This is a genomic window from Brevundimonas sp. DC300-4 (genome assembly GCF_049897365.1).
Classification (GTDB): domain Bacteria; phylum Pseudomonadota; class Alphaproteobacteria; order Caulobacterales; family Caulobacteraceae; genus Brevundimonas.
Map to the genome: position 1 here is coordinate 440,876 of NZ_JAFCWC010000002.1, position 12,349 is coordinate 453,224.

At 66.4% G+C, this 12,349-nt stretch carries 12 protein-coding genes and 1 pseudogene; 6 read left to right on the plus strand and 7 right to left on the minus strand.

All coding sequences use genetic code 11. The annotated features are described in order from the left end of the window. Nucleotides 1–117: 117 nt before the first annotated feature. Nucleotides 118–816 carry a pirin family protein gene (locus tag ACP7AZ_RS05650; protein WP_426036874.1) on the plus strand — a complete coding sequence of 233 codons (699 nt, stop codon included), beginning with the start codon at nt 118–120 and terminating at the stop codon, nt 814–816. Between the two features lie 96 nt (nt 817–912). Then, the gene (locus ACP7AZ_RS05655) at nt 913–1,119 is read left to right on the plus strand and encodes a DoxX family membrane protein (RefSeq protein ID WP_426036876.1); all 207 of its coding nucleotides are present in this window, start codon (nt 913–915) and stop codon (nt 1,117–1,119) included. Nucleotides 1,120–1,202: 83 nt separating this feature from the next. On the opposite strand, the gene ACP7AZ_RS05660 is transcribed toward ACP7AZ_RS05655, so the two are convergent. Continuing rightward, the gene (locus ACP7AZ_RS05660; RefSeq protein WP_426036928.1) at nt 1,203–1,991 is read right to left on the minus strand and encodes a PhoH family protein; all 789 of its coding nucleotides are present in this window, start codon (nt 1,989–1,991) and stop codon (nt 1,203–1,205) included. 291 nt (nt 1,992–2,282) lie between these two features. On the opposite strand from ACP7AZ_RS05660, the gene ACP7AZ_RS05665 reads away from it, so the two are divergent. Further along, nucleotides 2,283–2,813 carry a gamma carbonic anhydrase family protein gene (locus ACP7AZ_RS05665; protein ID WP_426036878.1) on the plus strand — a complete coding sequence of 177 codons (531 nt, stop codon included), beginning with the start codon at nt 2,283–2,285 and terminating at the stop codon, nt 2,811–2,813. A gap of 19 nt (nt 2,814–2,832) precedes the next feature. Here ACP7AZ_RS05665 and ACP7AZ_RS05670 read toward each other — a convergent pair whose 3' ends face one another. After that, nucleotides 2,833–3,360 carry a PAS domain-containing protein gene (locus tag ACP7AZ_RS05670; protein WP_426036880.1) on the minus strand — a complete coding sequence of 176 codons (528 nt, stop codon included), beginning with the start codon at nt 3,358–3,360 and terminating at the stop codon, nt 2,833–2,835. Nucleotides 3,361–3,501: 141 nt separating this feature from the next. On the opposite strand from ACP7AZ_RS05670, the gene ACP7AZ_RS05675 reads away from it, so the two are divergent. Beyond that, nucleotides 3,502–4,401, plus strand: a complete 900-nt coding sequence (locus ACP7AZ_RS05675; RefSeq protein ID WP_426036882.1) for a hypothetical protein — start codon at nt 3,502–3,504, stop codon at nt 4,399–4,401. Between the two features lie 149 nt (nt 4,402–4,550). Here ACP7AZ_RS05675 and ACP7AZ_RS05680 read toward each other — a convergent pair whose 3' ends face one another. The 4 genes from ACP7AZ_RS05680 to hfaA form a co-directional block, all read right to left on the minus strand. Next, entirely contained in the window at nt 4,551–7,403 is a 2,853-nt protein-coding gene (locus tag ACP7AZ_RS05680; protein WP_426036884.1) for a M16 family metallopeptidase, read from the minus strand. Nucleotides 7,404–7,535: 132 nt separating this feature from the next. Next, the gene (gene hfaD, locus ACP7AZ_RS05685) at nt 7,536–8,783 is read right to left on the minus strand and encodes a holdfast anchor protein HfaD (RefSeq protein ID WP_426036886.1); all 1,248 of its coding nucleotides are present in this window, start codon (nt 8,781–8,783) and stop codon (nt 7,536–7,538) included. Continuing rightward, on the minus strand, nt 8,710–9,720 hold the full coding sequence (gene hfaB / locus ACP7AZ_RS05690; RefSeq protein WP_426036888.1) for a holdfast anchoring protein HfaB: 1,011 nt from the start codon (nt 9,718–9,720) through the stop codon (nt 8,710–8,712). Before hfaB ends, hfaD begins: the two co-directional genes overlap by 74 nt. Next, on the minus strand, nt 9,717–10,151 hold the full coding sequence (gene hfaA, locus ACP7AZ_RS05695) for a holdfast anchoring protein HfaA (protein ID WP_426036890.1): 435 nt from the start codon (nt 10,149–10,151) through the stop codon (nt 9,717–9,719). Before hfaA ends, hfaB begins: the two co-directional genes overlap by 4 nt. A gap of 297 nt (nt 10,152–10,448) precedes the next feature. On the opposite strand from hfaA, the gene ACP7AZ_RS05700 reads away from it, so the two are divergent. Both ACP7AZ_RS05700 and ACP7AZ_RS05705 read left to right on the plus strand, forming a co-directional pair. Beyond that, a complete protein-coding gene (locus tag ACP7AZ_RS05700; RefSeq protein WP_426036892.1) occupies nt 10,449–11,132 on the plus strand; it encodes a rhomboid family intramembrane serine protease in 684 nt (227 codons plus the stop codon). A 60-nt stretch (nt 11,133–11,192) separates the two neighbouring features. Beyond that, complete coding sequence (locus ACP7AZ_RS05705) at nt 11,193–11,621, plus strand: CBS domain-containing protein (protein WP_426036894.1); 429 nt, start codon at nt 11,193–11,195, stop codon at nt 11,619–11,621. Between the two features lie 522 nt (nt 11,622–12,143). Here ACP7AZ_RS05705 and ACP7AZ_RS05710 read toward each other — a convergent pair. After that, nucleotides 12,144–12,349: pseudogene (locus tag ACP7AZ_RS05710) on the minus strand (hypothetical protein); the annotation flags it as partial.

A 12,349-nucleotide genomic window follows, 5' to 3' on the forward strand; every position in this document is an offset into this window, starting at 1 on the left:
CACCGGGAGAGGAAGAGATCTTTTCTGATACTACAACTGTTGCAGTTCTCTTCCGACCCCCTATGTTAGCGTCCTAGCAACAGCGCTGCGGGACGTCCTGCGGCCGGAGAGACTTCAATGATCGAGCGCAGACCGTTCGAGAGCCTGGGCGGCGCCAACCACGGCTGGCTGAACGCCAAACACCATTTCTCCTTCGCCAACTACTATGACCCCTCGCGTATGAACTGGGGCAATCTGCGCGTCTGGAACGACGACGAGATCGCGGCCGGCTCGGGGTTCCCGCCCCATCCGCACTCGGACATGGAGATCATCACCTACGTCCGCGAAGGCGCGATCACCCACGAGGACAGCCTGGGCAACAAGGGCCGCACCGAGGCGGGCGACGTTCAGGTGATGAGCGCCGGCACCGGCATCCGTCACGCCGAGTACAATGCCGAGCCGACCCTGACCCGCATCTTCCAGATCTGGATCGAGCCCACAAAACGCGGCCAAGCCCCGGCCTGGGGCGCCAAACCCTTCCCCAAGGGTGACCGCGCCGGTCAGTTTGTCGTCCTGGCTTCCGGCTTCGAGGGCGACGGTGACGCCCTGCCGATCCGGACCGACGCCCGCATCGTCGGCGCGACCCTGAAGGCCGGCGAGACCGCGACCTATCCGCTGGGGGAGACCCGTCGCGGCTATCTGGTGCCGGCGATCGGCGAGGTCGAGGTCAACGGCGTTCGTCTGAACGCTCGCGACGGCGCCGCCATCTCGAACGAGGCGACGATCACGGTCACGGCCGTCAACGACGCAGAGATCGTCCTGGTCGACGCGGCCTAATACCAAGGGCTGACTTGTCCGACGGTCCGTTTGGCGTAGCGTTGCTATACGGACCGCGTGTTTCAAAGCGTTCCTGAACAGACAGGCATGAAACACATGAACTTTTTCAACGGCGCCTCCCGCTGGCAACCCGAAGGCCTGGCGATCCTCCGCATCGTCACGGGTCTGACCTTCCTCGCCCATGGCGTCATCAAACTGTTCGGCTTCCCGCCGTCAACGGTGGTGACGCGGCCATCCTGTTCAGCTTCATCTTCCTCTACCTCGTCACCTCGGGCCCCGGCGCCTGGAGCCTGGACGGCGTGAAGAAGCGCTGAACGGCAGTCTAAAATGAAGAAGGCCGGCGGATCCTGCGATCCGCCGGCCTTTTCCTTGTCCGGTCGGTGAGGTCAGAGGACCCCGATCATGCTCGCAACCAGCGGGTGACGGACGATGTCGCCCTCGGCCAGACGCACCACCGCGATCTCCGGCACCGCCTCCAGACGCTGGGCGATGTCCCCCAGGCCCGACAGCGAGGGCAGCAGATCGGTCTGGCCGGGATCGCCGGTGACCACCATCGTCGAATGCCAGCCTAGTCGGGTCAGCAGCATCTTGAGCTGGACGTAGGTGCAGTTCTGGGCCTCGTCGATGACGATGAAGGCGTTGTTCAGGGTGCGGCCGCGCATGTAACCGACCGGCGCGATCTCGATCAGCCCTTCGGCCATCAGCGCCCCGACCCGTTTCATGGTCAGGCGATCGGACAGGGCGTCGTACAGGGGGCGCAGGTAGGGCGCGAGCTTGTCCTCCATGGCCCCGGGAAGGAAGCCGATCGATTCGCCGGCCTCGACGGCGGGGCGCGACAGGACAATGCGGCCGATCTTGCCGGCTTCCAGCGCCTCGACCGCCTTGGCGACCGCCAGATAGGTCTTGCCCGTGCCTGCCGGGCCCAGCGCCACGGTGAGGTTGTGGGTGTCGATGGCGTTCAGCAGTTCGGCCTGTCCCTCGGACTTGGGCTTCAGCGTCTTCAGATAGGCCTGGTCCCTGTCATCATTGGACGGATGTGGCGACCATGCGCTCCGCGTGTGCGGAGTCGGCAGGCGGCGGATCTTCGCATCCTGTCCATAGTCGGGTCCGTCGAAGGCCCCTCCATCGCGGGTTTGACGCTTCAGGGTTGCGCGCTTGGCCATCAGTGCCTCCAGGGCATGAAAAAAGGCGATGCTGCGAAAGCATCGCCTCGAACGAGGGTGGGGAGGAGAGGGGAGACGCAGAAGCGGCATCCGGGGTCGGAGATGTATCCCACATCCAGCGGGAGAACCCGCCGCATACCCGAACGCGTCACGCACGCCCCCAAGGCTCTGACCGGACCGGGATTGATCCGGCTTCGGACTCGGGGCCGAAATGGCGACCTCGAATCGCATCAACAGAATGATGCTATCGTGGTTAGCGAAGGGTTAAAGCCCTCATTTGCTTAAGAATAAGGTGATACTTCCATGACGATCTATGCGCTGGCGGACAAGAAACCGCAGCTTCCGCCTGAGGGCGAATACTGGATCGCGGACAATGCTGTCGTCGCAGGAGACGTGATTCTGAGGTCGGGCGCCAGCGTCTGGTTCGGGGTGACTGTGCGCGGCGACAATGAGCCGATCACCATTGGCGAGAACACCAACATCCAGGACGGCAGCGTCCTGCATTCCGACCCCGGTTCGCCCCTGACCATCGGCCGTGACGTGACCGTGGGGCACAAGGTCATGCTCCACGGGTGCACGGTCGGCGACAACAGTCTGATCGGCATCGGCGCCGTCATCCTGAACCGGGCGGTGATCGGAAGGGACTGCCTGATTGGCGCCAATACCCTGATCCCGGAGGGCAAGGTGATCCCCGACGGCTCCCTCGTCATGGGCCAGCCGGGGAGGGTCATCCGCGAACTGGACGCAGGCCAGATCGCCGCCCTGACGGCGTCGGCGCAGCACTATGTGCAGAACTGGAAGCGGTATGCCCAAAGTCTCCTCCCTGTCGCATAGCGACGGGGGAGGAGACGAATTAAGCGATCCTGCGCCCATCCAGTGCGGCCAGCGTCAGCGGCGCGCGGCTCTGCGTCCCCACGCCGATTGACAGTCGCGCCGTCAGTGCGCCGACGGCCTCGCGGCGGCGCTCCTGTTCGGCCACCGGCTGATAAAGGCCGACAAGACGATCCGCGGTCCCGTCGGGCCGGCGCATCGGGGCGATGACGATCTCCAGCACGCCCCTCAGCCGCGCGGCCTCGGCGACCATGACAACCGGCCGGGCCTCCCGGAAGGTCTGGACGACGGCGCTGGCCACCAGCGGCCGGCTTTCCGGGGCCCACAGCTCCAGCCATGAAATCCCGCGCATCGGGCGGCCGTGCAGGGTTTCGACCCAGGCGCCGGCCAGCCGGAAGGTCGCGCCTTCCAGAGCGCGGTCGGCGCTGAACAATTGCGGGACCAGCCGTCCCAGCCGCATCGGATCGAAGGCCGTGCGCTCAGGGATCCGCCCGGCCTCGGGCAGGGCCGCCCAGTGGTCAATCAGATTTTGCGTGCCGGGATGGAACATCGCTCTCGCCTCCGAGAGGCCTCGCGCAAAGGCCGGACCATCGCCTTGGCAACGGAAACGAAAGACCTTTGCCGCCAGATGTCAGGCTGAACCGGCCCGCGCCCCGCGCGACGCCGTCGAACTGTTGCAGGAGCCCAGCCCATGCGGGTGCGGATAAAGACCTGGCTGCCGGCCCTTGCCGGCGCCGTCGGCCTCTGGAGCCTGGCCAGCGCCGCGGGCTCGGCCCAGTGCACGGCCGGCTGTCCGCCGCCGCCGCCGCCGCCCTGCGACACGGGCTGCAACCCGCCGCCGCCGCCGCCCCCTCCGCCGCCTCCGCCGGATTGCTGCACCCATCCCGGGCCGCCCGACTACCCGCCGCCGGGCGACATCAACATCAACGTCAATGTGAACGCCAACGCGAATGCCTCAGCGTCGGCGCGCGCGGGAATAAACGCCCGCGTCGGCGGTTACGGCAACCTGCGTGGCGGTGGCGGCGGCTCGGCCTATTTCAACGTCGATCAGCCCTATCCCACGGTTATCCAGAACCTGAACGTCGAGGCCGGGGCCGTCGCCCAGGTCGTCCGCGTGCCCTACGAGGCCCGCCGTCGCTGGGAAAAGCGCGTCGTCATCCAGGCCTTCTGCATCGACGACCGCGAGATTCCGCATCCCGCGTCCCAGGTCATTCCGGACCGCGACATCGCCGACAGCTATGAGGGCGAACTGTTCCGCTGCATCGCCGGCACCCATCTGCAGGTCACATGGTCCGAGTGGTCCGGCCAGGTCAGCAACGGCGGCCAGGGCGGCGAGACCTTCGCCTGCGAGAAGGGCAACGCCCTGTGGCGCGACCGGTCTGGCGAGATCACCTGCCGGGTCCAGCGCCCGGAACGCGACTGCAACGAGCGGTCCCTGCTGCGCCGCTATGGCGCGGGCGTGAAGGTGGTGACCTGGATCCGCGAGGAGATCTACACCGAATACCGCGAAGAGACGGTCATGGCACAGGGCGCCTCGATCGTCGGCGCAACCATGATGCTGGACGGCGGGGTCGGCGGCCGGGTGTTCTGATTTCGACCTGAACGCCAACCTGAACGGGCGACAACGCCCCGTTCAGCCTGGGCGCATCCGCCGAGGCGTAATGTTCAATCGTCGGTCATCGCCGGCGATCCTGAGTGAAGACTTGGCCCCGGAGCGAAAGCCCCGGGGCCTTTTTCGTCCTACTGGGCAGGGGCAGTGGCCGAGACGACCGAGGCCTCCCACGCCTTGTCCGGGACAAGATACAGCCGCGCCGCAGCCTGGATGTCGGCCGGGGTGACGGCCTCGAAGTCGGTGATCAGGGTGGTGATCTGCTCGACCTCGCCGGGGTCGGCCGCGACGCCTTCGAGGGCGCCCAGCCAGAACTCGTTGCCCGCCTGGCTGCGGCGCAACGATTCGATGATGGGAGCCCGGGCCCGCGTCAGCTCGTCCTCCGTGATCGGCGCGTCGCGCAGCGAGGAGGCGATCGTATCAACAGCCGCGAAGAACGGCCCCTGATTCTCCGGCGTGGTCTGGGCTGTCACCGACACCGAACCGTAGCCGGCATAGACGTCCGAGGACGACGAACTCACCCCGGGCGAATAGGCCAGGGCCTGCTTCTCGCGAATCTCCTCCAGGACCCGCAGTTCCATCACCGCCGCCAGGAGGCGAATCTTGCGGGACTCTGTCTCGTCGCCGATCGAATCGGTCGTCGGCCAGGCGACATAGCCCAGCGCCTGTTCGGCCGGCCCCGTGTGGGTCAGACGCACGGGCTCGGCCGTGCCGGCGGGGAAGCGCAGGATATCCCCACCGACCGGCGGCGTCGGCGCGGGGCCGCGGGCGGGCAGGGCGGCCAGGGTCGCGCCCACGGCGGCGATCGCGGCGTCGACGGTCACGTCACCGACCATCACGACATCGACCGGCCCCTGCGACAGGCCTTGGATGAGATCCGACTTGAGCTGGTCGTTGGACCAGGCGGCCACGGCCGCCGCCGTCGGGAGGGCCTGACGGGCGTCGCCGGAGGCCAGAAGCGCGCCGGCCTGCAGGGCGAAGGCGCCGCCGGGGGTCGCGCTCTGCTGAGCGATGATCTGGGGCCACTGCGCCCTGATCTGCTCGAACGGGGCGGGGCGCACCGCCGGGTCGGTCAAGAATGCCGTCAGGACCTGCATTTCCAGCTCCAGATCCTGCGGGCGGGTGCTTCCTGACAGCTGATAGGCGTCGCCCGCGACCGTCAGGTTCGCGCCGTAGATGCGGCCGCTGAGGACGCGGTTCAGCTCATCGGCCGTCAGCTTGCCGAGGCCGCCGGCGGTGAAGACGAAACCGGCCAGCGAACGGGGATCGCTGCGGTCCGTCGGCAGGCTCAACTCTCCCAGACCGGTGCGGATGCTGACCAGTATCTGCTCGTCGCGGAAGGCCGTCGGCTTGACCGTCAAGGTCGTGCCGTTGGCGAAGGTCACGATCGTGGCGCCCAGTTCGGCGACCTCACGGCGGGCTGTGGGCTGTGCCGGAGCTCCGAAGCTGGCGTATGGCCATTCAAGCGCGGCCTGCGCCTGCGGGGCGGTGACCGCCACGGCCTGGGACGCTTCCAGCATGGCTGTCACGGCCGCTTCGCCGCGTTCGATCGGCGCCGGGGTGACCACGAGGGCCAGCGGGCCCTGACCCTGGAAGACGGAGGCGACGGCGGTGTTGACCGTGGCCGGCGTCAGTCCTTCGAGGGTGCTGTTGAAGAGTTCGAGCGTGGTCTGGGGCGTTACGAAGACGCGGTCGTCGTTGACGGCGTTCAACAGGGAGTTGGCCAGGCCGGGCGTGGTGCGGGTCGCAACGGACGCCACGGCGTTCTCCAGCCGGGCGCGGGTGTCTGTGATCTCGCGGGCCAGCTCGGCTTCGGTCACGCCGAACTCGACCAGACGCCGCTTCTCCTGCTCGATCGTCTCAAGCGCGCGCTGAAGACCGCCCGGATTGAAGGCGGCGGTCAGGAAACCCCGATCGAGACTGTCGAAGAAGGTCTCGGTCTGCGCTCCGGCGCCGATAAACGGTGGATTGTCTGCCCGCGCCAGTTCGCCAAGGCGGCGGTTCAGGACGGCGAGGCCGAGGCTGCGAATGAGCCTCGACTGGCGTTCGGCGACGGAATCGGGATCGAGGTCGGGGTTCTGGATCCAGCTCAGTTCCACCGTGGACTGCACGCCCGGCTCGACCAGAACGCGGGTTTCGGCCCCGCGTGCTGCGACCTGGCCAAGGTCCGGTTCAGGGCCATCCGACGCCCTGGGCTCCCAGCCTTCGAACGCACCCCGAATCTTGGCTTCCATCTGGTCGACGTCGAAATCACCCACGGCGAGGAAGGTCGCCCGCGACGGGCGATAATAGGCCTCATAGAAGGCGACAAAACGGTTCCGGGGCGCCGTGCGGATCACGTCCATATTGCCGATGGGCAAGCGTTCAGAGGCGCGCTGGCCGGGAGCCAACAAGGCGAGCCGCGCCGCGAAGGCCCTCCGGGCCGGCGAGTTGCCGGTCCGCTCCTCGCCCTGGATGACGCCCCGCTCGGAGTCGATCGCATCAGCGGCCATCAGGGCTTCCGAAACCTGTTCGCGCATGATGCGAAAGGCCGCGTCGACGGTCTCGTCATCCGTTCGCGGCAGCTCCAGAATATAGGCGGTCTGATCCAGGCTGGTGAACGCGTTGGTGTCGGCGCCGAAGGCCAGACCCAGCCGTTCCAGGATACGCAGCAACTCGTTCTCCGGGATGTTGGTCGTCCCGTTGAAGGCCATATGCTCCATGAAGTGAGCCAGACCCTGCTCATCGTCGTCCTCCATCAGGGAGCCCGCGTCGATGCGCAGTCGCAGGGACGCCTGGCTTGGAGGGGTGGCGTTGCGCAGGATCGCATAGCGCATGCCGTTGGCCAGGATGCCGTAGCGGACGGCCGGGTCGGCGGGAATGTCGCTGGTCGCCTGGGCCCACGCGTTTGACGGCTGCGCCGTAGTCTGGGCGACCGCAGGCAAGGCGGCCAGGAGCGCCAGCCCTGAAGCGGCGACGAGAAGAAGACGACGGGCGTTGATCATGCGGGCTCCGGGTGGACGAAACCGCGCCGGCCGGCGCGGCTCAACTAAAGGATGACGAAACGAATCCGGCAACCCCTGCCGGTTGTTCGCATCATCGCCTTGAACCGGGGCGCGTGTAAACTAAACTTTACGTCAGGAGCCGGGTCGCGACACGTAGAAGGTCGCGGTATTGCCGATGGCGCTGGCCCCGGTGATGACCGAGCGGCCTTGGTTGCGGATCGTCGTCGTGGACGTCGCCGAGACGGTCCCGGAGTTCGTCTGGGCGTTGGTGATGTCCATATAGCCGTCGCACTGGGAACAGGCGTAGCCGGTGACGGAGTTTCCGACGGCCTCGGCTGCGACTCGGGCGTCATAGCCGTTCGCGCCGTCGAAGCTGGCCGAGACCTCGACACCGCCGGAGTTCACCTGGGAATTGTCGATCTCCAGATAGCGGTCGTTGTTGCCGATCGAGACCTCGTTGCCCGTCCCGTAGGCGTTCGACGTCGCCGCGCCGAAGTCGTAGTTGGTGACCCGGCTGGCGGTCTGGATCTGCGACAGGTTCGACTGGTCGGTCGTCACCACGGCGGAGCCGCCCTGATTGTAGAGCACCGCCTGGTTGCCCGTGGCCCGCGCCCGGCCGGCCAGGTCCCAGGCATTGCCGGAGTTGGCGCTGGTCGAGGCGGTGACCTGGTCCCCGGCCTGGCGCTGGCGGAGGGTCAGGTCCTGGCTGGAGGCGAGGCCGGAGTTCACCAGCACCGAGTTGCCGATCGACTGGCTGATGAACTCGCCGGTCTCGGGGATGTACTGCGTGCCGGCGAAGTTGGAGGCGCGGACGCCCGCGGCGGAGTTCTGGATCACCGTGCCTTCGACATGGGCGCCGCTCGCGCCGATGGCCATGGAGTTGGCGATGGCCGTGACCCCGATCGAGGCCCCGCCGATCAGGCGCGCGGAGGATCCCGTGATCGTCGAAGATGCGGTGACCTCCGACGGCTCCACGCTCTGGGACGATTCGATTGTCAGGTCGCCGCCGTAGGCCCCGGCCGCCAGAGAGTTGCCGCGCGCCTGGGTCGTCGCATTGACCGGCCCCTCGGTGTCGCCGGTCAGGGTCAGTGTGGTGGTGGCGCGGGTATTGCCGCGCATCGTCTGGGTCGAGGTCAGGGCCAGCGAATCGTTCTCGACCGAGCCGGACAGGCTGTTGCCCTGGGCGGCGTTGTTCACGGCCACCTCTCCGTCGGCGCCTTCGACGTTCAGGGTCTGGCCCGCGATGACGTCGCCGAGCTGAAGCTGCTGGTTCAGGACGATCGAACGGTCCTGATGCGCGTAGGCCTCAGTAGCGACTGCGACGCACATCGCCGTCGCGGCGATCGTGCCAGCGAGACGGATCGGCGCGTGTCTGGCCATTGTTCGTTCCCGTGTTGTCATAGGCGGCGTAGTAGCCGCCGGTCGCGCCCACCGTGTTCAGAGGGTCGTTGGCGGCGTCGAGGCAGACTTCTGGCCCCGGCGCGCCGTACAGATTCGCCATCATCTCCAGCGTGGCGCGCTCGATCAGGGCGCGAACCGCCAGCTGGACCGGCTCCATCCCGCCCGTGCCGGCCGAGACGTCGATGACGTTGCCGTTGAGGAAGTCGAATACCCCGGCGGAGATTTCGCGGCCGATGATCTGCTTCTGGTAGGAGATGACATCGACGACTTCCTGCGTCGTCGTCTGGACGAGCCGGAGGTCGATCGCGATGTTCATCACATAGACCTTGCCCTGGATGATGCCCGAGCCGGGGACGTCGGTGTCGGTCTCACCCACGGCGGCGTCGAAGCCGGCCGAGCGGATGTTGTAGTTCACCTCGGTGATGCCGCCGGCGATGTAGAAGTCCGAGCCCGGCACCTGACCGGCCAAAATCCGGCGATAGTTCGGCTCCTCCGCCGTGCCGCCCTGGTCGCCGATAAGGCGATTGTTAGCATAGCGGAGTTCCATCTCCGAGATCGAGGTATCGTAGCGTTCGACGATCTGGGCGCCCGACTTCGCCAGCGCCGACATCGCCATCAGGGACGCGCCCTGGGTAATCTGGCGGCCGCCGTCGGCCGAGACAGTCCCGGTGTAGTCGGCGATCCGTCCCACCGCCATGCGCGGCGAGGGCAGGTTGTAGCGCCGGGCGTAGTCGGCCAGGCAATAGAGCGCCGTCGAATAGGGCGTCGGGTTCGATGTGACCGGCGCATTACCGATCGGCGTGGCGTACAGGCCGTTCGGCCCCGCGACCGGACTCACGCAGGCGGACAGCATTGCGGCGACCGCGACGGCGACGACGCCGCTCCGGAGTCGGGGAGTAAGCGTGCGCACGATCATTCGAAGCCTGTCAGGGTGCCGGTCAGATCCGTTCGGGCAGTGACATTGCCTGTATTGGTCTGGCGCGAGTTGACGATGACCGTGTTGTGGCTGCCCTGGACCACCACGTTCAGATTGTTGCCGATGGCGGTCGAGCCCGCGATCGTCGTGCCTTGCGAGCCGCCGACGCCGCCGGAGTATGTGTTCGACACGCCGCCGGACTGGCGGGAATAGGCCGAGGCGCCGGCCTGGATGATTCCATCGACGATCAGGCGATTGCCGTTTTGGTCGCGGGTCGATCCGGTCTGGGCCGCGCTCACCGATTGCCGGGAGCCACCGTAGCCGTTCTGCATGCTCGACAGGCCGGCCGAGCCGCTCGTCTGCGCCAAGGCTGCGCCCGGAGCGGCCAAAGCGACGGTCAGCAGGGCGATGAACGTCCTTTTGAAGGGCATTTCGGCCAATCCCACGCGAACACGGTTAACGGCCGCCACGTCGCGGTCCGCGTGCCAAAGTGCGTTATGGTTATTAAGAAGCGCTTATTGCTGCGCTTAATGCGCAAAACGCTGCTGGCCTGACGGTGGGCCCGTCCAATTATCGCAGTGGCTCGTCCGAATTGGGCCACCCACTTGATCGCCCGGTCGGATGGTCAGCCCGAAAACCTGAACAGTCATAAGGGGGGCGGCGCTGATCGTCCTCAAGAAGAGCTTGAGATTGGTCAGCCCTTTCCGCATTTGAGCGGGATGGAGCCGATGCCCGACCGATTCGCCGGTCCGCCCCCGAGGGAACGCATCTTCAATGCGCCGCTGCTGGCGGTGCTGCTGGCTGCCTCGATGCCGGCGCTCTACGTCCTTCAGGGGCGGTCGCGCGACAATTGGCTGGGGCTGGCCTTCGCTCCGATCGATCTCGGCGAGGGGCGCTACGGCGGACTGTTCACCTCCATGCTGGTGCACGGCGGCTGGGTCCACGCCCTGATGAATGCGATCGCCGCCCTGACATTCGGCGCGCCGGTCGCGAGACTTTTCCGTGGACCGGTCGGCGCAGGGGTGTTTCTCGCACTTTATATATGCGCCGGAATTTTTGCGACGTTGGGCTATGGCCTCGTCCACCTCGGCAGCCCGGATCCGCTGGTCGGAGCATCGGGCGCGGTGTTCGGTCTGATCGGGGCTGCGACTCGCCTCCTGGGCGGGGGAGGGCGGGTCCTGCCCCTGACCAACCGCAGCGTCATCACCACCTCCATCGCCTGGATGGGCATCAACGCCGTCGTCGGCCTGATCGGGTTCGCGCCCGGCGCCGAGGGCGCGAGAATCGCCTGGGAGGCTCACGCCTTCGGCTTCCTGTTCGGCATTCTGGCCATCGGCCCCCTGGCGCGTCTGTTCGCGCGGCCCGACGAAAGGTTTGATTCGTCGGGCGGTCTGGGCGATCCTCTCGCCTGAAGCGGCTTCGGTCCTTCGGCCGACGGCCGTTCCCAAGAACATAAGGGAAGGAGCCGCACTGTGCTGGTCGCAGAAATCCTCAAGAGCAAGGGAGGCGATGTGTTCAGCGTCGCGCCCGACATTTCCGTCTCGGACGCCTGCGTCGAGCTGGACAGCCGGCGTGTCGGCGCCCTGATCGTCTGCGACGGCGACCGCGTCGTCGGCGTCATCTCGGAGAGAGATGTCGTCAAGGCTGTCGCCGCCGACGGAGCCGCCGGCCTCGCCAGGCCCGTGTCCGCCTATATGACCAGAGACGTCGTCTTCGCCGAGCCGGGCGAGACGGTCGCGATTCTGATGGGGCGGATGACTGATCGCCGGATCCGCCATCTGCCGGTGTTGAAGGACAACCGGTTGAGCGGCGTCATCTCTATCGGTGACGTGGTGAAGTGCCAGATCGCCGAGGCCACACACGAGGCCGAGAGCCTGCGGACCTATATAGCCGCGGGTTGATCCGCTGAGCGACAAGGCTCGCTGAACCGGACTCGGTGTGAATCTTCGTGCGCCACAACAATGCCGCTTGCGGACGAAGATGCCCCTGCGTATATCGCCACCTCGCTCGGAGACGGGCTGGCCACCGGGGCCCCGGGGACGCAAGTCGCCAGGGACACGGAGGAAAACGGGGACTAAAAACCCTTGCTTCCACGGCCGGTTCCACATAATCTCCGCGCTCCAATCGAATCGCCTCGGTAACGAAACGGGGAAGCCAGTGTGGCTTTCCTCGGGTGGTATTTTGTGGACTGAAGGCTTCGGTTTTCGTCTCCGCGGAATGGCTGAAAAGCCCGGTTGACACGGGGTTCGGCCTTCCTTAGGAAGCCGCCTCCGCCGCCCTCCAGGGGGCCGGAAACGCCGACAGTTCTCTTTCAAAAGAACAACTTGACGCAGAAATCGGAGGCGACTACATCGCCGCCTCCGCCGACCTCCGGGTCGGTTCGACCCTGGGAACTTCTTCTAAAAGAAGTTCTTGACACAGACTTACGAGGCGACTACATCGCCGCCTCCGCCGTTCACCGGCGTTAAACAGTGGGGCCGGTTCTTCCGGTCTTGGTCTTTGAAATCGTTGATTTGGAAAGAGAAACGCAGGCGGCGGTGTCCTAGCGATGACCAGTGATGGTCATTACGATGATACTGACACTCTGCGGTCTTTTTGAAAGATACAACCATGTCGGTTGGTTCCCTCG